19 protein-coding genes and 1 pseudogene are annotated in these 23,359 nt (G+C 69.6%); 6 read left to right on the top strand and 14 right to left on the bottom strand.

What is annotated here, in order from left to right:
- The first annotated feature begins 24 nt into the window (after nucleotides 1-24).
- Nucleotides 25-411, top strand: coding sequence for a hypothetical protein (locus ACQEU1_RS36015; protein WP_433212132.1), 387 nt, complete (start codon nucleotides 25-27; stop codon nucleotides 409-411).
- Nucleotides 412-644: 233 nt separating this feature from the next.
- On the opposite strand, the gene ACQEU1_RS36010 is transcribed toward ACQEU1_RS36015, so the two are convergent.
- Nucleotides 645-1,736, bottom strand: a complete 1,092-nt coding sequence (locus ACQEU1_RS36010; RefSeq protein ID WP_433212129.1) for a nucleotide disphospho-sugar-binding domain-containing protein — start codon at nucleotides 1,734-1,736, stop codon at nucleotides 645-647.
- A gap of 209 nt (nucleotides 1,737-1,945) precedes the next feature.
- On the opposite strand from ACQEU1_RS36010, the gene ACQEU1_RS36005 reads away from it, so the two are divergent.
- Together ACQEU1_RS36005 and ACQEU1_RS36000 are read left to right on the top strand one after the other, a co-directional pair.
- Nucleotides 1,946-2,173: a transposase gene (locus tag ACQEU1_RS36005; protein ID WP_433216947.1), complete on the top strand. Its 228-nt coding sequence runs from the start codon at nucleotides 1,946-1,948 to the stop codon at nucleotides 2,171-2,173.
- Nucleotides 2,174-2,354: 181 nt separating this feature from the next.
- Nucleotides 2,355-2,438 (top strand): annotated as a pseudogene (locus ACQEU1_RS36000) (IS5/IS1182 family transposase); the annotation flags it as partial.
- Between the two features lie 164 nt (nucleotides 2,439-2,602).
- On the opposite strand, the gene ACQEU1_RS35995 reads toward ACQEU1_RS36000, so the two are convergent.
- The 3 genes from ACQEU1_RS35995 to dctA form a co-directional block, all read right to left on the bottom strand.
- On the bottom strand, nucleotides 2,603-4,108 hold the full coding sequence (locus ACQEU1_RS35995) for a glutamate synthase subunit beta (protein ID WP_433212127.1): 1,506 nt from the start codon (nucleotides 4,106-4,108) through the stop codon (nucleotides 2,603-2,605).
- Entirely contained in the window at nucleotides 4,101-8,624 is a 4,524-nt protein-coding gene (gene gltB / locus ACQEU1_RS35990; protein ID WP_433212124.1) for a glutamate synthase large subunit, read from the bottom strand. The genes ACQEU1_RS35995 and gltB overlap by 8 nt, the downstream gene beginning before the upstream one ends.
- Before the next feature lie 513 nt (nucleotides 8,625-9,137).
- The gene (dctA, locus tag ACQEU1_RS35985; protein WP_433212121.1) at nucleotides 9,138-10,496 is read right to left on the bottom strand and encodes a C4-dicarboxylate transporter DctA; all 1,359 of its coding nucleotides are present in this window, start codon (nucleotides 10,494-10,496) and stop codon (nucleotides 9,138-9,140) included.
- Nucleotides 10,497-10,606: 110 nt separating this feature from the next.
- Here dctA and ACQEU1_RS35980 point away from each other — a divergent pair, with 110 nt between their 5' ends.
- Complete coding sequence (locus ACQEU1_RS35980; RefSeq protein ID WP_433212119.1) at nucleotides 10,607-11,506, top strand: TAXI family TRAP transporter solute-binding subunit; 900 nt, start codon at nucleotides 10,607-10,609, stop codon at nucleotides 11,504-11,506.
- On the opposite strand, the gene ACQEU1_RS35975 is transcribed toward ACQEU1_RS35980, so the two are convergent.
- From ACQEU1_RS35975 to lgt, 3 genes are read right to left on the bottom strand one after another with little or no spacing between them, the layout of a single operon-like run.
- A complete protein-coding gene (locus ACQEU1_RS35975; protein ID WP_433212116.1) occupies nucleotides 11,475-12,848 on the bottom strand; it encodes a HAMP domain-containing sensor histidine kinase in 1,374 nt (457 codons plus the stop codon). The two genes, ACQEU1_RS35980 and ACQEU1_RS35975, sit on opposite strands and share 32 nt — an antisense overlap.
- A 48-nt stretch (nucleotides 12,849-12,896) precedes the next feature.
- Nucleotides 12,897-13,559 carry a response regulator transcription factor gene (locus ACQEU1_RS35970; RefSeq protein WP_433212113.1) on the bottom strand — a complete coding sequence of 221 codons (663 nt, stop codon included), beginning with the start codon at nucleotides 13,557-13,559 and terminating at the stop codon, nucleotides 12,897-12,899.
- Between the two features lie 3 nt (nucleotides 13,560-13,562).
- Nucleotides 13,563-14,558, bottom strand: coding sequence for a prolipoprotein diacylglyceryl transferase (lgt, locus tag ACQEU1_RS35965; protein ID WP_433216944.1), 996 nt, complete (start codon nucleotides 14,556-14,558; stop codon nucleotides 13,563-13,565).
- Nucleotides 14,559-15,429: 871 nt separating this feature from the next.
- Here lgt and ACQEU1_RS35960 point away from each other — a divergent pair.
- Nucleotides 15,430-16,578: an FAD-dependent monooxygenase gene (locus ACQEU1_RS35960; protein ID WP_433212110.1), complete on the top strand. Its 1,149-nt coding sequence runs from the start codon at nucleotides 15,430-15,432 to the stop codon at nucleotides 16,576-16,578.
- Here the strand turns inward: ACQEU1_RS35960 and ACQEU1_RS35955 are convergent.
- The 6 genes from ACQEU1_RS35955 to ACQEU1_RS35930 all read right to left on the bottom strand — a co-directional run bounded on the left by ACQEU1_RS35955 (nucleotide 16,575) and on the right by ACQEU1_RS35930 (nucleotide 22,355).
- Nucleotides 16,575-17,135, bottom strand: coding sequence for a Uma2 family endonuclease (locus ACQEU1_RS35955; RefSeq protein WP_433212107.1), 561 nt, complete (start codon nucleotides 17,133-17,135; stop codon nucleotides 16,575-16,577). The two genes, ACQEU1_RS35960 and ACQEU1_RS35955, sit on opposite strands and share 4 nt — an antisense overlap.
- A gap of 305 nt (nucleotides 17,136-17,440) precedes the next feature.
- On the bottom strand, nucleotides 17,441-18,229 hold the full coding sequence (trpA, locus tag ACQEU1_RS35950; RefSeq protein WP_433212104.1) for a tryptophan synthase subunit alpha: 789 nt from the start codon (nucleotides 18,227-18,229) through the stop codon (nucleotides 17,441-17,443).
- Nucleotides 18,229-19,449 carry a tryptophan synthase subunit beta gene (trpB, locus tag ACQEU1_RS35945; protein ID WP_433212101.1) on the bottom strand — a complete coding sequence of 407 codons (1,221 nt, stop codon included), beginning with the start codon at nucleotides 19,447-19,449 and terminating at the stop codon, nucleotides 18,229-18,231. The genes trpA and trpB overlap by 1 nt, the downstream gene beginning before the upstream one ends.
- 34 nt (nucleotides 19,450-19,483) lie before the next feature.
- The gene (trpC, locus tag ACQEU1_RS35940; protein ID WP_433212098.1) at nucleotides 19,484-20,293 is read right to left on the bottom strand and encodes an indole-3-glycerol phosphate synthase TrpC; all 810 of its coding nucleotides are present in this window, start codon (nucleotides 20,291-20,293) and stop codon (nucleotides 19,484-19,486) included.
- A 132-nt stretch (nucleotides 20,294-20,425) separates the two neighbouring features.
- On the bottom strand, nucleotides 20,426-20,827 hold the full coding sequence (locus ACQEU1_RS35935) for a Trp biosynthesis-associated membrane protein (protein ID WP_433212095.1): 402 nt from the start codon (nucleotides 20,825-20,827) through the stop codon (nucleotides 20,426-20,428).
- Complete coding sequence (locus ACQEU1_RS35930; protein ID WP_433212092.1) at nucleotides 20,817-22,355, bottom strand: anthranilate synthase component I; 1,539 nt, start codon at nucleotides 22,353-22,355, stop codon at nucleotides 20,817-20,819. The genes ACQEU1_RS35935 and ACQEU1_RS35930 overlap by 11 nt, the downstream gene beginning before the upstream one ends.
- Nucleotides 22,356-22,393: 38 nt before the next feature.
- On the opposite strand from ACQEU1_RS35930, the gene ACQEU1_RS35925 reads away from it, so the two are divergent.
- Complete coding sequence (locus ACQEU1_RS35925) at nucleotides 22,394-23,005, top strand: TetR family transcriptional regulator (RefSeq protein WP_433212089.1); 612 nt, start codon at nucleotides 22,394-22,396, stop codon at nucleotides 23,003-23,005.
- A 4-nt stretch (nucleotides 23,006-23,009) separates the two neighbouring features.
- Here ACQEU1_RS35925 and hisI read toward each other — a convergent pair.
- Nucleotides 23,010-23,359 (bottom strand): phosphoribosyl-AMP cyclohydrolase (gene hisI, locus ACQEU1_RS35920; protein WP_433212086.1); only part of this gene is annotated, 350 nt, incomplete at its 5' end.

Genomic DNA, 23,359 nt, shown 5'->3' with positions numbered 1-23,359 from the left:
CGGCGCCTCCATCGACGCGGCGGAATGGTGCTGCTCGGCGAGCTGACCAGGGGCACGAACCAGCTCAAGGCCAAGGACCGGCCGATGGTACGGCCCGCGGACAAGCTGCCAACCGAGCTGCGCTACCCGAATCAGCGCTTCGGAGTGGGACTGGCGTGGGACGAGCGCGGTCAGCCGCACGTGTCGCCGCAGGCGGTCCCGGTGTTCCCCCAGGTCACCTCGCCAGCGCAGGTGCCGGACGCCGACGGGCGGATGCCCCGGCGGCGGCTGGACTTCGAGTCCGACCGTCGGCACGCCCGCAGGCACAACGAGATCTACCGGCGTGGCGACCGGCCGTGGCTGTGCGCGGTCGCGGTGACCGGAACGCTGCTGGCGGTCGGTGGCGCACTGTTCGTCCTCAGTGGACAGTAGCGGGGTCCCGCTCGCATGGCCCGCAGGTGAAGGAGTCCCACGAATCGTCAAGGGACTGGAACACGATGACCCAGGGCAGGTCCTCGATCGGGGCGCCTTCCTCCGACTCGCTGATGATCACACCACCCATGTTGGGTCTTCCTCGGTCCGTGCCGTGTCGGGGCAATGTCCACCGCCCCCGCTCAGACCCCCGTCGCCGCCCCTCGGTGTTCACCCCGGATCACCAAGCCGGATCAGCTCACCAGCGCGACGAGCTTCGACACCAGCTCCGATGGCAGGGGGCGTGCGGCGTTCTCCGCGCGGAGTCGCTCGCACGCCGCCCTGATCTCCTTGTCCTCCAACAGCTTCGTGAGATGCGAAGCGTCCACGGCGGTGTCTTCGAGCCACAGGCCGATACCAGCGTCGCGGACGAGTGCCGCGTTGTCGAACTGGTCGGCGGCGTGCGGAAGCAACAACTGCGGCACTCCGGCGGCCAGCGAGGTGAAGGTGCTGCCGGAGCCGCCGTGGTGCACGATCGCGTCGCAGTGCTCCAACAGGGCGTTCAACGGGATCCACTCGACGAGGCGCACGTTCTCCGGCAGTTCGCCCAGTTCCGCGACGTCGGAGTCGCCGAGCGCGAAGATGAATTCCGCGTCGATCTCCTTGGCCGCCTCGACGATCTGGCCCAGCGCGCCGACGGACATCAGGCCGACCGCGGTGCCGAGGGTGACGCACACCCTCGGCCGTTCCCGCTCGGCGAGCAGCCACCCCGGCAGCACCCCGCCCGCGTTGTACGCGACGTAGCGCATCGGCCACCCGATCTGCGGGGTGCCGAGCCCCTCGGTGGCGATGTCGATGATCGCGTCGGCCTCGGTCGGCCGCGTCACGCCATGCCGGTCGTAGGCGTCGGTGTACTTGGCGTACAGCGCGAGCTCGTCGGTCCCGCGCGCCGAACCGAAGTTGTGCTGCACGGCGGGAATTCCGAGCTTCGCGGCGATGAACGGGCCCGCGGAGTCCATCTGCTCGAAGACCACCAGGTCCGGCCGCCACCCCTGGGCGGCGGCGAGCATCCCCTCGGTGAGCCGGTCGCCGAGCGCGGCGAACACCCGCGCGACGAGCTCCGTCGCCCGCCGCGGGTCCTCCACGAACAGCTCGTGGATCGCGGCGAAGTCCCCGAACCGCTCGTTCTCCCGCACAGTGGTCCCGAAGAACGTCATCATGTCCAGCCCCGGCGCGGCCTCCACCGCGGGCAGCCCGGCTTGCGCGGCGCGCTCGACGACGTCACCGGTGCTGGCGACCAGCACCTCGTGACCCCCGGCCCGCAGCGCCCAGGCGAGCGGGATCATCGGAAACAGGTGGCCAAGCCCCGGCGATGACGAGAAAAGAACTCGCACGACTTCCTCCCCAGGAGTCTGTTGGCGAATGGTGCGGGTCGGTCGTGAGCGTGAGGGCATGAAGGTCGGGCTTCTGGTAGTCGAGATGCACCACCAACTTGATCACCAAAAGCCCCAGGACGTCTGTCTACCGTGTCGAGGCCGCGAAGGCGAGTTGTGGCGTGTCTGGTTGCGCATGTTGTGACCGAACACGTCGGTATCCGTCTGATCTGACCGATGAGCAGTGGCAGGTGTCGGAGCCGCAAGCGCGGGCGGTCATGGCCGAGTTGCGCAAGAGCCCTGCCGGAGCGCCAATGAAGCACGACCCGCACGCGATGGTGGACGCGATCGGCTGTCTAACCCGCTATGGCATCGAGTGGCGGGCGTTGCCGGCCGACCTCCCGCCCTGAGAAGCGGTGTATGCGTTCTTCGAACGGTGGAGCGAACGGGGGGCCTGCCGCAGCGGTCATCGACGCCCAGACCGTGCGCGGTGCCGACACCGTGGCAGCCGACGGCGGCTACGCAGGACGCCTCGTCACGCGGGCCAAAGCCGTGCTGTGCCTGACACTCACCGTTGTCAAATGCACCGACGACATCAAGGGCTTCGTGGTACTGCCCCGCAGATGGGTCGTCGAGAGGACGTTCGGCTGGCTGACCCGCCGTCTGACCCGAGAACTCTCCGGCGACCCACCACCAGCACGCTGGGGGCCAGCCCAGACAACCCAGCTCAACCGCGGCATGACCATCTACCAACAGGCTCTTGGGAAAAGGCGAACGCCCCGCGCGACTCCTTTGTCGCGCGGGGCGTCATGCTGCTCTCCGCTGGTCGGACGCCGTTGTCAGACCACAGCGAGCGGAAGCTGGTTCGGGATGACCGGCGACGGCAGGTTCGAGGAACCCGTGAGGAAGTTGTCCACGGCGTTGGCCACGGACCGCCCCTCGGCGATCGCCCACACCACCAGGGAGGCGCCGCGGTGGGCGTCCCCGCAGACGAACACGCCGGGCGCGCTCGTCTGCCAGTCGGAGCCGCACGAGATCGTGCCGCGCTGCGTCAGCGAGATGCCGAGGTCGTCCAGCAGCCGCATGTGCTCGACGCCCTCGAAGCCGATCGCCAGCAGCACCATGTCCGCGGGCAGGACCTCGATCTCGTCGGACACCGGCACGACCGAACGGCGGCCGGACGAGTCCTTCTCGACCCGCACCTGCTGCAGCTCGATGAACCGCACGTGCCCCTCGTCGTCGCCCACGAAACGCTTGACCGCCACGGTGAAGCGGCGTTCGCCCGCCTCCTCGTGCGCGGGGTACGTGCGCAGGATGTGCGGCCACACCGGCCACGGCGAGCGGTCGTCGTCGCGGACCGACGGCGGCATCGGGTACTGGTCGAGCTGCGTCACGGACAGCGCGCCCTCGCGGGTCGCGGTGCCGTAGCAGTCGGCGCCCGTGTCGCCACCGCCGATGACGATGACGTGCTTGCCCTCGGCCGAGAACGCGGACGGCCCGTCGCCCTCGACGGCGCGGTTCGCGGGGACCAGGTGGTCCATCGCGAGGTGCACGCCCTCGAGCTCGCGGCCGGGCGTCGACTTGTCGTCACGGCCGCGCAGCGCGCCGACGGCGAGCACGACCGAGTCGAACTCGGCCCGCAGCTGCTCGACCGTGACGTCGACGCCGACCTCGCAGCCGGTGACGAACTTCGTGCCCTCCTTGCGCAGCTGCGAGAGCCTGCGGTCGAGGACCTTCTTCTCCATCTTGAACTCGGGGATGCCGTACCGCAGCAGCCCGCCGAGGCGGTCATCGCGTTCGTAGACGACGACTTCGTGGCCCGCGCGGGTCAGCTGCTGCGCCGCGGCCAGTCCGGCAGGACCGGAGCCGACGATCGCGACGCGCTTGCCGGACGACACGGCCGCCTGGGACGGCTGCACGTAGCCGTTCTCCCACGACATGTCCGCGATCGTCTCCTCGACGCGCTTGATCGCGACGGCGCCACCGGCGTCGTTCGAGATCGCCAGCACGCAGGCGGCCTCGCACGGCGCCGGGCACAACCTGCCGGTGAACTCCGGGAAGTTGTTGGTGGCGTGCAGGCGGTCCGAGGCGAGCTCCCAGTCGCCGCGGCGCACCAGGTCGTTCCACTCCGGGATCAGGTTCCCGAGCGGACAGCCCGCCGTTCCGCTGTGGCAGAAGGGAATGCCGCAGTCCATGCACCGCGTCGCCTGCGTGCGCACGGCGGCGTTGCGCTCCTCCGGGGCTTCCTGGAGGTAGACCTCGTTCCAGTCCTGCAACCTCTCCGGCTTCGGACGCTTCGGCGCGTCGGAGCGGGAGAACTTCATGAAACCCTGTGGATCAGCCACGAGACGCCTCCATGACAGCCGCGTCAACGTCCCGGCCCTCGGCGCGGGCGAGGCGCATGGCCTCGAGAACGCGCTGGTAGTCGCCGGGCATGACCTTCGTGAACGCACCGGCCCTGCGGGTCCAGTCCCCGAGCAGCGACGCGGCGACGGCGGACCCCGTCGCCTCGTGGTGCTTGGTGACCGCGACCTTGAGCCAACGCAGGTCCTCGGCGCTGAGGCGCTGCAGATTCACCATCTCCTGGTTCACCGACAGGGGATCCAGGTCCAGCACGTACGCGATACCGCCGGACATGCCGGCCGCGACGTTGCGCCCGGTCGGCCCGAGCACCACGGCCCGGCCACCGGTCATGTACTCGAACGCGTGGTCGCCCACGCCCTCCGCCACGAGCAGCGCGCCGGAGTTGCGCACGCAGAAGCGTTCGCCGACCCGTCCGCGCAGGAAGACCTCACCGGACGTGGCGCCGTAGCCGATCACGTTGCCCGCGATCACCTGCTGCTCGGCGCGGAACGGCGCGTCGTCGTGCGGCCGGACGATGATCCGCCCGCCGGACAGGCCCTTGCCGACGTAGTCGTTCGCGTCGCCGACCATTTCCAGCGTGATGCCGCGCGGCAGGAACGCGCCGAGCGACTGCCCGGCCGAGCCGGTCAGCTTGACCCGGATCGTGTCGTCCTCCAGGCCCTCGCCGCCGAAGCGGCGGGTGACCTCGGCGCCGAGCAGCGTGCCGACCGTGCGGTTGACGTTGCGGACGGGCAGTTCCAGGTTCACCTGGTGCGCGTCCTCCAGCGCCGCCTCGGCGAGCTGGATCAGCGTGCGGTCCAGTGCCTTGTCGAGGCCGTGGTCCTGGTCGCGGACCTTGCGCTTCGCCGTCGGGTACGGGGTCTCCGGCACCTCGAAGACCGGCTCGAGGTTCAGGCCCTCGGTCTTCCAGTGCTCGATCGCCTCGTCCTTGTCGAGCAGCTCCGCGTGCCCGACGGCCTCGTCGATCGTGCGGAAACCGAGCTCCGCCAGGATCTCGCGGGCCTCCTGCGCGATGAACTCGAAGAAGTTCACGACGTGCTCGGCCTGGCCGGTGTAGCGGGCGCGCAGGTCCGGGTTCTGCGTGGCGACGCCGACCGGGCACGTGTCCAGGTGGCAGACGCGCATCATGACGCAGCCCGCGACGATCAGCGGCGCGGTCGCGAAACCGAACTCCTCGGCGCCGAGCAGCGCGGCGACGACGACGTCACGGCCGGTGCGCATCGCGCCGTCGACCTGGACGGTGATGCGGTCGCGCAACCCGTTGAGCAGCAACGTCTGCTGGGTCTCGGCGAGACCGATCTCCCACGGCGTTCCCGCGTGCTTGAGCGAGTTCATCGGCGAGGCGCCGGTGCCGCCGTCGTAGCCGGAGATCAGCACGACGTCCGCGTGGGCCTTGGCCACACCGGCGGCGACCGTGCCGACGCCGATGGAGCTGACCAACTTCACATGAACCCGGGCCTGCTCGTTCGCGTTTTTGAGATCGTGGATGAGTTGCGCCAGATCCTCGATCGAGTAGATGTCGTGGTGCGGCGGCGGCGAGATCAGACCGACACCCGGCGTGGAGTGCCGGGTGCGCGCGACCCACGGGTAGACCTTGAAGCCGGGCAGCTGGCCGCCCTCACCGGGCTTCGCGCCCTGCGCCATCTTGATCTGGATGTCCGTGGAGTTCACGAGGTACTCGCTCGTGACGCCGAACCGTCCACTCGCGACCTGCTTGACCGCCGAACGCCGTTCCGGGTCGTACAGGCGCTCGCGGTCCTCGCCGCCCTCACCGGAGTTCGACCGGCCGCCGAGGCGGTTCATCGCGATGGCGAGGGTCTCGTGCGCCTCCGCCGAGATCGAGCCGTACGACATGGCGCCGGTGTTGAAGCGCTTGACGATCGAGCTCACCGGCTCGACCTCGTCGATCGGGATCGGCGTGCGGCCCTCGTTGCGGAACTTGAACAGCCCGCGCAACGTGCCGCCCTGCCGGGAGATGCGCTCGACCTCCGCCGTGTACTGGCGGAAGACGTCCTCCTTGCGCGTCTTCGTCGCGTGCTGCAGCAGGAACACCGTCTCCGGCGTGAACAGGTGCAGCTCGCCCTCGCGGCGGTACGAGTACTCGCCACCGACCTCGAGGCGGCGGTGCTCGCGCGCGGTCGGGTTGTCCGGGTGCGCACGGCGGTGGCGCAGCGCCACCTCCTCGGCGAGCACCTCCAGACCGGCGCCACCGAGCTTCGACTGCGTGCCGGTGAAGTACTCGTCGAGCAGGTCGTTCGACAGGCCGACGGCCTCGAAGATCTGCGCCGCGGTGTAGGCGCCGACCGTCGAGATGCCCATCTTCGACATGATCTTCAGGACACCCTTGACGAGCGCCTTGACGTAGTTGCGGATCGCCTTGTGCGCCGGGACGCCGGTGATGGCGCCCTGGCTGATCAGGTCCTCGATCGTCTCGAACGCGAGGTACGGGTTGACCGCGGCGGCGCCGTAGCTCAGCAGGGCGGCGACGTGGTGGACCTCGCGGCAGTCACCGGACTCGACGACGAGCGCGACGCGCAGGCGTTCCTTGGTGCGCACCAGGTGGTGGTGCACCGAGGAGACCAGCAGCAGCGACGGGATCGGCGCCATGCGGTGGTCCGAGTCGCGGTCGCTGAGCACCAGCGTCCTGGCGCCGTTCGCGATGGCCTCCGACGCCTCGCGGCGCACGCGCTCGATCGCGGCGTTCAGCGCCTCGCCGCCACCGTCCACTTCGTACAGTCCGGACAGGACGGTGCAGGCGAAGCCCGGCAGGTCGCCGTCGTCGTTGATGTGGATGAGCTTCGCGAGCTCGTCGTTGTCGATCACCGGGTAGTCGAGCGTGACGTGGCGGCACGAGACGGGGCCGGGGTCGAGCAGGTTCTGCTCGGGGCCCATCACGCGCTTGACCGACGTGACGATCTCCTCGCGGATCGCGTCCAGCGGCGGGTTCGTGACCTGCGCGAAGTTCTGCACGAAGTAGTCGTAGAGCAACCGGGAGCGCTGGCTCAGCGCCGCGACCGGCGTGTCGGTGCCCATCGACGCCAGCGGCTCCATGCCCATGATCGACATGGGCGTGAGCAGGATCCGCAGCTCCTCCTCGGTGTAGCCGAAGGTGAGCTGGCGGCGCACGACGGACTCGTGGCTCTGCACGACGTGCTCGCGGTCCTGCAGGTCCGCGAGGTCGAGCAGGCCGGCGTGCAGCCACTCGTCGTAGGGCTGCTCCGACGCGAGGTTCGACTTGAACTCCTCGTCGTCGATGATGCGGCCCTGCGTGGTGTCCACGAGGAACATGCGGCCGGGCTGCAGCCGTCCCTTCGCGACGACCTGGTCGGACGGCACGTCGAGCACACCCGTCTCGGATGCCAGCACGACCCGGCCGTCGGCGGTCTGCCACCAGCGGGCGGGACGCAGGCCGTTGCGGTCGAGGACCGCGCCGACGAGCTCGCCGTCGGTGAACGTGACGCAGGCCGGGCCGTCCCACGGCTCCATCAGCGACGCGTGGAACTGGTAGAACGCACGGCGCTTCGGGTCCATCGTGGCGTGGTTCTCCCACGCCTCGGGGATCATCATCAGCACCGCGTGCGGCAGGCTGCGGCCGCCGAGGTGCAGCAGCTCCAGCACCTCGTCGAAGCTGGCACTGTCGGAGCCGTCCGGGTTGCAGATCGGGAACAGCCTGGCGAGGTCGCCGGCGATCAGTTCGCTGTCCAGCAACGCCTCGCGGGCGCGCATGCGGTTGCGGTTGCCGCGGACGGTGTTGATCTCACCGTTGTGCGCGACGAACCGGAACGGGTGCGCGAGCGGCCACGACGGGAAGGTGTTCGTGGAGAAGCGGCTGTGCACCAGCGCGATCGCCGTGTAGAGGCGCTCGTCGTGCAGGTCCGGGAAGAACTCCGGCAGCTGCTCGGTCGTCAGCATTCCCTTGTAGACGATCGTTCGTGCCGACAGGGAAGGGAAGTAGACGCTGCCCTCGTGCTCGACCCGCTTGCGCAGGGCGAAGGCGAGGCGGTCCAGCGCGATGCCGGCCTCGTCGCGCGTGCCCTTCACGAAGAGCTGCGCGAAGTGCGGCGCCACCGACATCGCGGTCGGGCCGACGTTGGCCTTCTCCGGGTCGGTCGGGACGTCGCGCCAGCCGAGGACCTCGAGGCTCTCCTGCTCGGCGATGCGTTCGATCTCCTGCATCGCGGCGGCGCGTTCTTCGGTCTCAAACGGCAGAAACGCGATTCCCGCCGCGTACTGCCCGCGTTCGGGCAGGTCGAACTCGACCACGGCCCGCAGGAACTCGTCCGGCAGCTGCAGAAGAATGCCCGCACCGTCACCCGACGTGGGTTCGGCACCGGCGGCACCCCGGTGCTCCAGGTTCGCGAGCGCGGTCAGCGCATCGCTCACGATGCCGTGGGAACGCCTGCCCTGGATGTCGGCCACCATGGCGACACCACAGGCGTCGCGCTCCTCAGACGGGTCGTACAGACCCTGGGGGCCGGGGATGGCGGAGAAGATCACTGCGCAGACCTCCTTCGTCGTCCTCGCGTAAAGAACTAAAGTCCTCGTGCTCAGACCTCGAACCAACAGGTGGGAGCACGGGACGACGATGGCCCGCGTGTTGACGCGACTTTAACAGCCGCGAAACCCAGGGACACCCGCCAATGGGTGATCTAGGTCATGGATGTGTAACGATTCCCCGCTGGGGAACGACATTGCGGCCAACGTCGGCGTTCGTTACAGCCGAGTTAGCGTAACCGACTGTTCAACTCGTGCCGGTCGAGTGAGAGTTGCGCGACACTCCCGATTTATCAGTGGATGGGCCGGGTAAAGCGCCGTCCTGGCTGATCAGCCGCCTGCCGTCCCAGTTAGCGGACGCTCACGCGCGTTCACCCGGGACCGTTCCACGCCAAACAGAAGACCGAGGTCCCGTTCACCCCGCGCCGCATGCGGGGAGAGCGGGACCTCGGCATACAGGGAGGTCGCTGGTCGCGTGGCTGGAGGCGGGAAGAGTCGCCTCCAGCCACGGACGTCCTAGTGAGCCGCGACGGGCTCCTTCTTGTCGTCGTTCTCGCCGGTCTGCTTCGCGAGCAGGTCGTCGACGTCGACGGTGTCCGGGTTGTTGAGGACGTGCGTCAGGCGCTCCTTGTCGAGGCCCTTCTGCCAGGCGGCGACCACGAGCGAGCCGACACCGTTGCCGATCACGTTGGTGATGGCGCGGGCCTCCGACATGAAGCGGTCGATGCCGACGATCAGCGCGATGCCGACCGCGGGGATGGCCGAGTGGGCCTCGAACGCCTGCAGCGAGGCGGCGAGGGTGACGAGGCCGGCGCCGGTGACACCGGCAGCGCCCTTCGACGCGATCAGCATGAAGAGCAGCAGACCGATCTGGACACCGATCGACACGTCGTGACCCGTGGCCTGGGCGATGAAGATCGCGCCCATGGTCAGGTAGATGCAGGTGCCGTCGAGGTTGAACGAGTAGCCGGTCGGGATGGTGAGGCCGACGACCGACTTCTGAGCGCCCGCCGCCTCCAGCTTGACCATCATGCGCGGCAGCACCGACTCGGAGGACGACGTGCCGAGGACGATCAGGATCTCGTCCTTGATGTAGCGCAGGAACTTGAAGAGGCTGAAGCCCGCGAACTTCGCGACGAGGCCGAGCACCACGATCACGAACAGCAGGCAGGTCGCGTAGAACGAGCCCATCAGCCAGAGCAGCTTGCCGAGGACGCTGCCGCCGAACTTGCCGACGGTGTAGGCGATGCCGCCGAAGGCGCCGATCGGGGCGACGTACATGACGATCTTGATGATGCCGAACATGACCTTCGACAGCGTCTCCATGGCGGAGACGACCTTGGCGCCGCGCTCACCCATGCCGGCGACCGCGACGGCCACGAGGATGGCGACCACGAGCACCTGGATCAGCTGACCGTCGGTGAAGGCGCTGACGAACGACTTCGGCACCAGGCTGAGGATGAAGCCGGTGACACCGGTCTCCGCGGTCGAGGCGGACTTCAGCGTCGCGTCGGCCTGGCTCGCGTTCAGCGTGATCTCGCCGCCGTGGTGACCCGGCTGCACGATGTTCACGACGATGAGGCCGATGGCGAGCGCCACCGTGGTCATCGCGGTGAAGTAGAGGATGGTGCGGAGGGCGAGGCCACCGGCCTTGGCGAGGTTTCCGAGGCCCGCGATGCCGACGATGATCGTCGCGAAGATGGTCGGCGCGATGACGACCTTCACGAGGTTCACGAACAGGTCGGCGAGCCACTTCATCTCGGACGCCTGTTTGGGGAACAGGAAGCCGACGGCAGCGCCCAGAACGATGGAGACCAGCACCCAGAAGTAGAGGTGCTTGTAGATCGGTTTGCGCCCTGTGGTCGTGGTGGCCACTGTTCCTCCTTGAACTACGTGTTGCGAAGAGAGTGAGCCGCGCCACCAGCACCGACAAGCCGACGTGAGGAAACTTCAGACAGCCCTGACGTAACAGCTAGGCTTCATCGGTGTCGTTCAGCCGTCGCACGCTTCTGCTAGGGGCCGGGCTGGCCCTCGCGGGATGCACCCCGCGCAGGGTCGAGGCGCCCGCTGAACTGGTGCTCGCCACCGGGCCTGACGGCGCGGTGTTCCGCGAGGTCGGAGGGGCGCTGGCCGCGGCGCTGGCCGAGCAACTGCCCGGCACCAAGGTCACCGCGATCCCCACCGCCGCATCGGTGGAGAACCTGCAGTTGTTGCGATCAGGTGAAGCTCAGCTGGCGCTGTCCTCTTTGGACCCCATCGACGACCCGCAGAGCGTTCGCGCGGTCGGGCGGCTCTACGACAGCTTCATGCAGATCGCCGTGCCGGCTGCCTCTTCGATACACACTTTCAGCGACCTCGCGGGCAAGCGGATCTCGTTGGGGCCCACGGGGTCCGGCACCGAGTTCACCGCCGAGCGGATGCTGGGGTTCTTCGGGCTGTCCGCAATGGACGAACGGATGGCGCACGCGGAGGCGTCCCGGCGGGTCGCTTCCGGGGCCCTGGACGCGATGCTGGCGCTGACCGGCATCCCGACGCCCGCGATAACGGACCTGCAGGGCAACGTGCGGCTGATCAACATCCCCGAGGAGGCGGTCAAGCTCGCCGAGAGGTACAAGGGCCCGTACATCCCGGCAACGATCCCCAGCACGACCTACCAGGGCGTGGCGGCGAACCAGACGTTCGCGGTGCCGAACCTGCTGCTGGCACGCGAGTCGTTGAGCGCGGACGTCGTCGAGGTCGTGACGCGGACGGTGTTCACCGAGACCGCGCGGATCGTCGAGGGGCACCCCGAGGCGTCGCGGATCAACGTCCGCACCGGCATCGCGACCGGGCTCGTGCCGCTGCACGACGGCGCTATGCGCTGGTTCCGTTCCGTGAAGCGCTGAGGGCGACCTTCACGTCCAGGCCGGGATCGGCGTCGTGCAGGGTGAGCGTGCCGCCGGCCGACTCGATGAGCTCGGCGCAGATCGCGAGGCCCATGCCGGTGCCCGCGATGTTCTGGTGCTTGATGGCGCGCCAGAACCGTTGCAGCGCGAGCTCGCGTTCCTCGTGGGTGAGGCCGTCGCCGTTGTCGACGACGTGCAGCTCGCCCTGCGTGCCGGTGACCCTGACCTCGGTCGCGTTGGCGAGGCGGATGGCGTTGCTGACGAGCTCGTCGAGCACGCTGCCGAGGCCGCCGGGCGGTTCCTGCATGGTGAGGCCGTGCGGCACGTCGATGGTGAGGGTGACGCCGGTCTTGCTCGCGAGGGCCTGCCACGCCGGGCGGTGCGTCGTGAGGAGCTGGTCGATCTCGACGGGTTCGGTCTGGCGGGCGCTGTCGAGCCTGGTCGCGGCGAGCAGCGTGTCGAGCACGCGGCCCATCTCCTCGGCCTCCTCGACCGCGATCTGGTGAGCTTCCCTCGCTTCGTCGGTCTGGACGTGCGGTTCCAGGTTGTCGACGGCGAGCCGAAGGCTGGCGAGCGGGTTGCGCAGCTGGTGGGAGGCGTCGGCGACGAAGGCCTTCTGCCTGTTCAGGGCCTTGCCGACGACGTCGACCATGGTGTTGAAGCTCCTGGCGAGCCTGCGGAGCTCCTGCGGCCCGCCGACCTCGTCCGCGCGCACGTCGAGGTTGCCCTGCGCGACGGCGGCGGTGGCCTCGTCTAGCCGGCCGACGGGCCTGAGCACCCAGCGCGACATGGGCCAGGCGGCGGCGACCACGGCGAGCATCGGCGCGAGGCCGGCCAGCGCCATGAGCCCCCACTGCCTGAGCACCTCCGCCCGCAGGCCTCGGGTCTGGGAGATGGTGACGACCGCGGCGACGACCTCGCTGTCCCGTCCGACCGGCTCGACCACGACCATCGGGCCCGTGCGCCACGGCCAGCCCGTGTACTCGGGTTCGGGCCTGACGCCGCCGTTCAGCGCGGTGTTGAGGGACTTGACGACGTCCGGGTCGTTGCTCGGGTCGAAGCCCAGCCGGGACGCGAGCAGGATCCGCTTGTCCGCGCTGACGAGCGCGACGGGGATGTCGTAGAGGTTGTCGTAGCGCTGGATCTCCTGGCTCAGCGCCTCCAGCCGGTCCGACTGCAACGCGCTCTCGCCGAGGCTCGCGAACCGGCTCGCGTCACCGAGGCGGTCGAGGTACGTCGTCTGGGTCTCGCGCTGCACGACCGCGGACGCCAAAGGGATGCCGAGCGCCGCGACCAGGGCGACGAGCAGCGGAACGGTGATGACGAGCAGTCGGCGGAGCATCAGCCGTGATTGTTCCGCAACCGCCTGTGGATGTCTCTCGGACACTCGTCACGTGGCGAGGCGGTACCCGACACCCCGGACCGTCTCGATCTTCACGCTGTTCCCGAGCTTCCCGCGCAGGGCCGCGATGTGCGTGTCCAACGTCCGGGACGGCGCCTCCCAGTGCGCCTGCCACACCTGGTCGACGATGAAGTCGCGGCTCACGACCTCGCCCTTGCGGCTCGCGAGCAGAGCCAGCAGGTCGAACTCCTTGCGGGTGAGCGAGAGCGGTTCGCCGTCGAGCGTGGCCGTGCGCGTGGACGTGATGATCTGCAACGCCCCGACCTCGACCGGCGCCTCGCTCTCCGGTCCCGCCCGGTGCGCGCGGGTCCTGCGGAGCACGGCCTCGATCCTGGCCAGCAGCTCCGACGTGCCGAACGGCTTCACCACGTAGTCGTCCGCGCCGGCCCGCAGGCCGAGCACGCGTTCCCGTTCCTCGCCGCGCGCCGTGACCGTGATGACGGCGGTGCCCGGACGGTGCCGCAGCTCGCGCAGCACGTCCAGGCCGTCACCATCGGGCAGCCCGAGGTCCAGCAACACCACGTCGGCGGGCGCGGCACGCAGCGCGTCGGCGGCCGTGGCCACCCGATGCACCTCGTAACCCGCGTGCCGCAGTGCGGTCAGCAGGCCCCTGGCCACCCGGTCGTCATCCTCGACGACGAGCACGCGCACAAATCACTCCGGTTTGACGGACTCCGGGGAGTTCTTCTTCTCGCCGTCGCCCTCACCGGCCGCGACGACGCTCTCGGCTTCTTCGGTCTCCGCTGGGGCGTCTTCGGTCTTGTCCTGCTCGGCGTCCGGTTCCGCGGTGCCTCGCAACGCCGCGACGTCCTCACGCTCACCCCGCGACTTGGCGATGATGAACATCGCCACCGCCGCGAAGAACACGAGCGCCGACACGAACACGTTCACCCGAGTGCCCAGGATGAGCGTCGCCTCGTCCGTGCGCATGAGCTCGATCCAGAACCGCCCGGCCGTGTACCCGGCCACGTAGAGCCAGAACACCCGCCCGTGCCCGAGCCGGAACCTCCGGTCGGCCCACACGATCAGCAGCGCGACACCGAGGTTCCAGATGAGCTCGTACAGGAACGTCGGGTGCACGATCTGAATCGGCGTGTGGTCGATCGCCACACCCGCCAGCGCGTCCTCACGACCCTCCGGCGTCACCCGCCGGTAGATCTCCAGCCCCCACGGCAACGTCGTGTCGCCACCGTAGAGTTCCTGGTTGAAGTAGTTGCCGAGGCGCCCTATCGCCTGCGCCACCACAATGCCGGGCGCCAAGGCGTCCGCCATCGCCGGCAACGGGATCCCCTTGCGCCGGCACCCGATCCAGGCACCCACGGCACCGAGGGCGATGGCCCCCCAGATCCCGAGACCGCCGTTCCAGATCTCCAGAGCGGCCAACGGGTTCTTACCGGGCCCGAAGTACTTCTGGTTGTCCGTGATGACGTGGTAGAGCCGCCCGCCGACCAGCCCGAACGGCACGGCCCAAACAGCGATGTCAGTGACCTCGCCCTTGATGCCGCCACGTTCGACCCAGCGACGCTCACCCCACCAGATGGCGACGATGATGCCGGCGATGATGCACAGCGCGTAGGCCCGGAGAGGGAGCGGACCGAGGTACCAAACACCGCGGTCGGGACTCGGGATCGTGGCCAGAAGGGCGTCCAACACGGCGACCACCGTACCGTCCGCGCTGTGAGCGCCTCGTTGGGACGCGCGATCGTTACCGACCCAGAACCCAACCGATCACCCGCGGCTAACCCAAAGATCACCCAACGTGCCCACCCCCGCAGCCCACCCCGGCTTCCCCACCGGGCAACGCCACCACCGGTGATCCGCCCGCAGGACGACCACCGCACCCCTCACCAGCCCGAACCCGCCCGCCGGGCGAAGCCGCACAGGCCTCGCGGAACAGGTCAGCGGCACGGGCCTCACCGCACAACGCCGCCGCATCGGGTGTCGCCGCCCAGCGCCGCCACCCGGCGACCAACGAGGTCCCACCTCTCCCACTCAGACTTCCACTCTGCCCTCCGGCCCCGACGCGCCCTCCTAACCCGGGGCCCTCCTAACCCGGCGCAGCCCTCATAACCCCTCCCTCACGCCCCCATCGCGACCCTCCACGCAGCCCCTCCCAGTCAGCCCCTCCCAGTCAGCCCCTCACCCAGCCCCTCTCACCACGCCACTCTCACCCCTGGCCCTCCACTCCAGTCCTCCGCCCAGGTCCCTCCCCCTCCCTCAACCGTCCCGTCACGCCATCCCACCGCTCGCCGCCCTCCTCAGCCCCCTCTCCATCCAGCCCCTCGCAGCTCTCTCCTCAGCCCCTCCGACACGCCATCTGGCCCCATCGCTCCCCCGCAGCCCCGCCTCGCCACCACGTCGTCCCACCCCCGGCCACGCCCAGCCGCTCTCCACCACCCATCCCGCCGCCGCTTGCCACTCCGCGCAGCCCTCCACCCACCGGCCCGCGACCTTCGGCGGTGCGTGGTCGCCGACCCGAGATACTCGGACGCGGTCTCGGCGGGCGCGCGAAAGGTCGGACATGACGGTCCTGGTGGTCGGCGGCGGTATCGGCGGACTGGCGGCGGCTCTCGGTCTCGCCCGGACCGGGCGGCGGGTAACCGTGCTGGAGGCCGCGCCCGCGTTCGAGGAGATCGGCGCGGGCATCCAGGTCGGCCCCAACGGCTTCCGGATGCTCGACGCCCTCGGCGTCGGGGCCGTGGTGCGGTCGCGCGCCGTACACGTCGACGAGTTGCGGTTGCGGTGCGGGGTCACCGGGTGGCAGGTTGCCGGGCTGCCCGTCGACGACGGCTTTCGGGCCCGGTTCGGGACCTATGCCGTGGTGCACCGCGACGACGTGCTCGCGCCGTTGCTCGACGCCTGCCGGAGCGACGAGCGGATCGACCTTCGGGTCGACAGCGGCGTTGCGGCCTACGCGCAGGACGCTGACGGGGTCGCGGCTGTGCTGCGGTCGGGCGAACTCGTGCACGGCCAGGCGTTGATCGGGGCCGACGGGTTGCGGTCTGCCGTGCGGCGGCAGCTTGTCGGGGACGGGGACCCGCAGGTTTCCGGGCACACCACCTTTCGTGCGGTCATTCCTGCTCGGAATGTGCCGCACTCGTTGAAGGAGAACGTGGTCACGCTGTGGGCGGGACCGCGCTATCACGTCGTCTGGTACGTGATCGCCGGCGGGCGGTACGTGAATCTTGTTGCCACGGCGGACAACGGGGCCAGTGAGCCCGTGAACGGCAAGCCCGTCGGGCACGCTGACGTGATGCGGCACTTCGCGCCGTTGTGCGATGACGCGGCTCGGGTCATGGAGCTCGCCGACGAGTGGCGGGCGTGGGTGTTGTGCGACCGTGCGCCGATCACGAACTGGCAGGATCAACGCGTCGTGCTGCTCGGGGACGCCGCACATCCCGTGTTGCAGTACGCCGCGCAGGGTGCCTGCCAGGCGTTGGAGGATGCGGTGTGCCTTTCCTCCGTGTTCGACCCTCGTGACGTGCTGGGCTCTTTTGCGCGGTACGCAGCGCTCCGCTCGGAGCGGGCCGCACGCGTCCACCACGCGTCACGATGGATGGGCCGGGAGATCTACCACCCCGCCGGGGAGGCGGCGCTGGCCCGTGACGCGATGTTCGCCTCGTGGACCGTCGCCGACCTGCACGAACGGCTGGAGTGGCTCTACGGCTAGAACTTGATGGTGACCGGGAACGGCCGCTCGGTCTCCAGCACACCGGCGTCGCTGGTCGCGATCTCGACGTACTGGTCGCCCTGCAGTTCGAGCAGCGTGGCCTCGACGACCACCCGACTCGGGTCGACCATCAGGTAGTAGGGAATGCGCGCGTCGGCGTACAGGCTGCGCTTCAGGCCCTCGTCGTTCAGCCTCGTGCTCGGCGAGAACACCTCACCGACCAGCACGACGTCCGACACCGGGAACATGACGCCCGCTTCCCGCGGCTTCACGACGGTGAAGTCCGGGATCACCAGCCGGCCGTTGGACAGCAGGACGTTCAGCTCGATCGTCGTCTTCAAGTGAACCGGGCAGGCCCCGCGTAAGGAGGCCGCTGTGTCGAACACCACTTCCTGGTGTCGAACGGACCCGAGCGGGCTCACGAGAAGCATCCCGTCGACGAGTTCGATGCGCTGACTGTTGTCCTCGGGCAACGACAGGACGTCGTCGAGCGACCAAGGGCCCACGTGCCTCGGCAACAGGTACTGGTCTGGCGCAGTCTCTGCTGGAGCTGCCACGGGGCATCACCTCCGAAAACCGCCCGGCGAGTACCAGTGTGGCACGCCCGACGGATAGCTGGCTTGTGCATAGGGCCACGATCGCAGCTCGGGCCGACGGTGAAGTGGGGTTTTGGACCCATCCGACCGAGGTTCACTCGATCAGGTGTTCGAATCTGTGTCATGCTGTTGGAGGAACCGCAAGGACTCCGAAAGCAGGCAAGACCCCGCACCCGAAGCCGTCGCTGCAGAGGCGGCTCGACTCCCGCACCACAAAGCAGAACCGCCCGGCCACGAGGGCCGAGCGGTTCCACGAGGAAGGAGGTTCAGACGGTCGCGGCAGCCGACCGCACGCCCTGAGCGAGGTCCGCGGCCAACGCACGCACCGCGGCGTCGCCCTCGGCCACGGCCGACACGAACGCGGACCCCACGATGACGCCGTCAGCGAACCCGGCGATCTCGGCGGCCTGCGCGCCGGACCGCACACCCAGCCCGACGCCGATGGGCAGCGTGGTGTGCTCCCGCACCCGTGCGACGAGCTCGGGCGCGGCGGACGACACGACGTCACGGGCGCCCGTGACGCCCATGACCGCGGTGGCGTAGAGGAAGCCGGACGAGGCACGCGCGGTCATCGCGATGCGCTCCTCGGTCGACGACGGCGCCACCAGGAACGTCCGGTCGAGCCCGTGCGCGGCGGACGCGGCCATCCAGTCCTCGGCCTCGTCCGGGACGAGGTCGGGCGTGATGATGCCGAGCCCACCGGCGGCGGCGAGGTCACGCGCGAACGCGTCCACGCCGTAGCGCAGGACCGGGTTCCAGTACGTCATCACGACCGCACGACCGCCGGCCTCGGAGACGGCGGAGACCACGTCGAACAGGTCGCGCACGCGGAAGCCCGCGGCCAGCGCCTGCTCGGCGGCGGCCTGGATCGTCGGGCCGTCCATCACCGGGTCGGAGAACGGCAGGCCGACCTCGACCAGGTCACACCCGGACTCGACCATCGAACGGAGGTAGTCCTTGGAACCATCGACCGTCGGGAAGCCCGCGGGCAGGTAGCCGATCAGCGCGGCGCGCGACTCGGCCTTCGCGGTGGCGAAAACGTCAGACAACGACATCAGGCCTGTCCCCCGTCAGCGAGGCCGAAGTACTTCACGGCCGTGTCCATGTCCTTGTCGCCACGCCCGGAGAGGTTCACGACGAGAAGTCCGTCCGGCCCGAGCGACGGTCCGAGCTTCAACGCGCCCGCGAGCGCGTGCGAGGACTCGATCGCCGGGATGATGCCCTCGGTGCGCGAGAGCAGGGCGAACGCCTCCATGGCCTCGGCGTCGGTGACCGGGAAGTACTCGGCGCGGCCGATGTCCTTCAGGTGCGAGTGCTCGGGACCCACGCCGGGGTAGTCGAGGCCGGCGGAGATCGAGTGCGCCTCGGTGATCTGGCCGTCCTCGTCCTGCATGACGTACGACATCGCGCCGTGCAGCGAGCCGGGCGTGCCTGCCGTCAGCGTGGCGCCGTGGCTGCCGCTGTCGAGGCCGGACCCACCGGGTTCGACGCCGACCAGGCGGACGTCCTCGTCGTCGATGAAGCCGTGGAAGATGCCGATGGCGTTCGAGCCGCCGCCGACGCAGGCGACGACAGCGTCGGGCAGCCGGCCGGCCTTCTCGAGGATCTGCTCGCGCGCCTCGATGCCGATCACGCGGTGGAAGTCGCGGACCAGCAGCGGGAACGGGTGCGGGCCCGCGGCCGTGCCGAGCAGGTAGTGCGTCTCGTCGACGTTGGTGACCCAGTCGCGCAACGCCTCGTTGATCGCGTCCTTCAGGGTGCGCGACCCGGACTTCACCGGGATGACCTCGGCGCCCAGCAGGCGCATGCGGGCGACGTTGAGCGCCTGGCGCTCGGTGTCGACCTCGCCCATGTAGACGACGCAGTCGAGGCCGAGGAGCGCGCACGCCGTCGCCGTCGCCACGCCGTGCTGGCCGGCGCCGGTCTCGGCGATCACGCGCTGCTTGCCCATGCGCTTGGTCAGCAACGCCTGCCCGAGCACGTTGTTGATCTTGTGCGAGCCCGTGTGGTTGAGGTCCTCGCGCTTCAGCCACACCCGCGTGCCGGCGTGCTCCGCGAACTTCGGGGCCTCGGTCAGCAGGGACGGGCGGCCCGCGAAGTCCTTCAGCAGCCGCTGGAACTCGTTCACGAACTCCGGGTCGAGCCGCGCCTTGTCGTACTCCGCGGCCAGCTCGTCCACCGCGGCGATCAGGGCCTCCGGGACGAACCGGCCGCCCCACGGGCCGAAGTGGCCACGTGCGTCGGGATCGTGCGGTGTGGGCGTGAACTGGCCCATCGGGTAGCTCCTCTAAAGCTGTTTTCGAACGTGCCTACCGGCTGGGCCGGGGGCACGCGGGGTGTGAGCCCGCGGTCACGAGCTTGTTCACGGCGGCCTTGGGGTCTCCGCTGGTCACCAGGCTTTCGCCGACGAGCACCGCGTCAGCACCCGCGCCGGCGTACGACATCAGGTCACCGGGCCCGGTCACGCCCGACTCGGCGATCTTGATCGTCTCGAAGGGTAGTCCCGGAGCGATCCTGCCGAAAACGTCTTTGTCGACCTCCAACGTGTGAAGGTTGCGCGCGTTTACGCCGATGACCGACGAACCCGCCTCCAGCGCGCGGTCGGCCTCCTCGGCCGTGTGCACCTCGACGAGCGCCGTCATGCCGAGCGACTCGACGCGGTCGAGCAGCGACACGAGCGCGTTCTGCTCCAGCGCGGCGACGATCAGCAGCACCACGTCGGCGCCGTGCATGCGCGCCTCGTGCACCTGGTACGGCGACACGATGAAGTCCTTGCGCAGCAGCGGGATCTTCACCGCCCGGCGCACCGCGTCGAAGTCAGCCAGCGACCCGCCGAAACGACGCTGCTCGGTCAGCACGCTGATCACCGACGCGCCACCCGCCTCGTACGCGGACGCGAGCTCGGCCGGCTCCGGGATCTCCGCCAGCGCGCCCTTGGAGGGGCTGCGGCGCTTGACCTCGGCGATGACACCCACGTTCGGCCCGCGCAGCACCGACAGCACGTCGAGCGGAGGGGCGGTTCTGGCCGCGCGCTCCTTGACGACGTCGAAGGGCAACTGGGCCTCGCGAGCGGCGAGATCCTCACGCACACCTTCGAGGATCGATTCGAGAACCGTCACAGTCTTGCTCCCCTTCCCGCTACGGGGATGCTAACCCCGGCGGAGTAACGCCCCAGCCACCGGGGTTCACCTGTCCCCGCAGCTAACCAAGGTTGTGCGCGTGTCACATGCGGGAACGCGGTTGAATGATCTTCACTCGTTCGAGGAACGATCGCCGGGCTTCGTGTCGTCGGTCGGGTCGTCCCCGCGCTCCAGGGCGCGCCACAGGTCGGTCTCGGGATCGGCCGAGCGGGGCTTCTGACCGCCCATCCCGATCTTCGGCATCCGGCCGCCCAGGGTCACCTGGAGCGCGCCGGAAGCCGCCACGAGGACACCTCCGGCGATCGCGAGCCAGTGGCCGGAGAACGCCGCCGCGATGCCCACGACGATCAACAACGCGCCGAGCACCCTGCGCGCCACCCCGCTCAGGGCGAGGACCGCCGCGACCGACGCGAGGCACAGCAGCGCCACGGGCACGGAGTCCGCACCCCAGAAGGCACCCGCCGCGCCCACCAGCAGGAGCGCGGCGATCCACAGTGGACGGCTAGCTTTCAACAGCCGGCGCCATCGTCTGGGCGGTGGCGATCGCCGCCAGCACCGCGCCCGCCTTGTTCAGGCACTCGTTGTCCTCGGCCAGCGGGTCCGAGTCGGCCACGATGCCGCCACCGGCCTGCACGTACGCCACGCCCTCGCGCACCAGAGCGGTGCGGATGGCGATGGCGGTGTCGGCGTCCCCGGCGAAGTCGAAGTAGCCGACGACGCCGCCGTAGAGGCCGCGACGGGTGGGCTCCAGCTCCTCGATGAGCTCCATCGCGCGCGGCTTGGGCGCCCCCGAGAGCGTGCCGGCCGGGAAGCACGCGGCGACGGCGTCGTAGGCCGTCTTGCCCTCGGCCAGCTCACCGGTCACGGTCGACACGATGTGCATGACGTGGCTGTACCGCTCGACCTTGAAGAAGTCGACGACGTGCACCGAACCCGGCTTGCAGACGCGCCCGAGGTCGTTGCGGCCGAGGTCGACGAGCATGAGGTGCTCGGCGCGTTCCTTGTGGTCCGCGAGGAGGTCCTTCTCCAGCAGCGCGTCCTCTTCGGGGTCCTCGCTGCGCCAGCGGGTGCCCGCGATGGGGTGCGTGGTCGCCTTGCCGTCGCGCACCGTCACGAGCGACTCGGGGCTGGACCCGACGATGTCGAACCCGTCGAGGCGCAGCAGGTACATGTACGGGCTGGGGTTCGTCGCGCGCAGCACCCGGTAGATGTCGAGCGCGTCGGCGTCCGTCTCGATCTCGAACCGCTGCGACACGACGACCTGGAACGCCTCGCCGGCCCGGATGGCCTCCTTGGCCTTCTCGACGGCCGCGAAGTGCTCCGCCTGCGACCGCTTGCGCCGGAACTCGGGCCTGGGGCGGGAGAACACGGCGGCCGTCGGCGGCGCGGGCGTGTGCAGCGACGTGGTCATCTCGTCGAGGCGGCGCACCGCGTCGTCGTACGCGGCGTCGACGCGCTCGGGCGAGTCGTCCCAGTTGATCGCGTTCGCGATGAGCGTGACCGTGCCCTCGTGGTGGTCGAGCGCGGCCAGGTCGGTCGCGAGCAGCATCACGAGCTCGGGGATCTTCAGGTCGTCCTCGGCGATGACGGGCAGCCGCTCCAGCCGCCGCACCGCGTCGTAGCCGATGTAGCCGACCATGCCACCGGTCAGCGGGGGCATGCCGGGCAACGGGTCGGTGCGCAGCACCTCGACGGTCTCGCGCAGCACCTGCAGCGGGTCGCCACCGTCTGGCAGGCCGACGGGCCGCGTGCCGGTCCAGTACGCCTCGCCGCCGTTCGCGGTCAGCGCCGCGCTCGACCGCACGCCGATGAACGACCACCGCGACCACGAGCGCCCGTTCTCCGCCGACTCGAAGAGGAACGTGCCCGGCTGGTTGGCACCGAGCTTGCGGTACAGGCCGACCGGCGTCTCCGCGTCCGCGAGCAGCTTGCGCACCACCGGGATGACCCGGCGGTTGACCGCCAGCTCGCGGAACTCCTCACGCGTTGGGCTCACGGCCCCCAGACCAGCGGCGGCCACAGCCCCGATGACGCTCACCATGGCACCAATTGTTGCATAAATTCAACATCTGTTGAACTATGGCCCGTGTGGAGCAAGTGAACCAGAAGCGCCGCGGTCGCCGAGCCGCGGGCGAGGACACCAGGGCCGCGCTCGTCGCTGCGGCCCGCGAGGTCTTCGTGGAAAAGGGCTACGACGGTGCCACCGTACGCGCGATCGCCGCCAAGGCGGGCGTGGACGCCGCGATGGTCAACCACTGGTTCGGCGGCAAGGAGGGCCTGTTCGGCCAGGCCGTGCTGCAGCTCCCGTTCGACCCGTCCGAGATCCTCAAGCGCCTGGTCGACGGCCCGGTCGAGGAGGCGGGCGAACGCATCATCCGCACGTTCGTGACCGTCTGGGACGCGACCGGCGGCGGCACGTTCGCCGCGCTGATCCGCAGCGTCACCTCGCACGAGGAGGTCGCGAACGCGCTGCGGTCGTTCTTCATCAACGCGATCTTCAAGAACCTGCTGACCGAGATCGGCGCCGAGCAGCGCGAACTGCGGGCCACCCTGTGCGCGACGCAGATGGTCGGCCTCGGCATGGTCCGGTACGTCGTGCACTTCGAGCCGCTGGCCTCGACCGACCTGGAGACCGTGGTCAAGGCCATCGCCCCGAACATGCAGCGCTACCTGACGGGCGACCTGGACTAGGCCGTCACGCGTCGGCGAGCAGCACCGTGGCGTCGAAGCAGGTGCGGTCGCCCGTGTGGCAGGCCGCGCCCTGCTGGTCGACGGTCAGCAGCAGCGTGTCGCCGTCGCAGTCGAGCCGCACCTCGTGCACGTACTGGGTGTGGCCGGACGTCTCGCCCTTCACCCACAGCTGCTGGCGGCTGCGCGAGTAGTAGGTGGCGCGGCGGGTGGTGAGGGTGCGGTGCAGTGCCTCGTCGTCCATCCACGCCACCATGAGCACCTCACCGGTGCCGCGCTGCTGGGCCACCGCGCACACGAGGCCGTCCGGGGTGCGCTTGAGGCGTTGCGCGACGGCGGGGTCGAAGAGCCGGAGCC

Origin of the sequence: Lentzea sp. CA-135723 (assembly GCF_050936595.1) — a bacterium.
GTDB lineage: Bacteria > Actinomycetota > Actinomycetes > Mycobacteriales > Pseudonocardiaceae > Lentzea.
The sequence above is the reverse complement of the archived record's forward strand: the minus strand, read 5'-3'. Positions and strand labels throughout refer to the sequence as shown.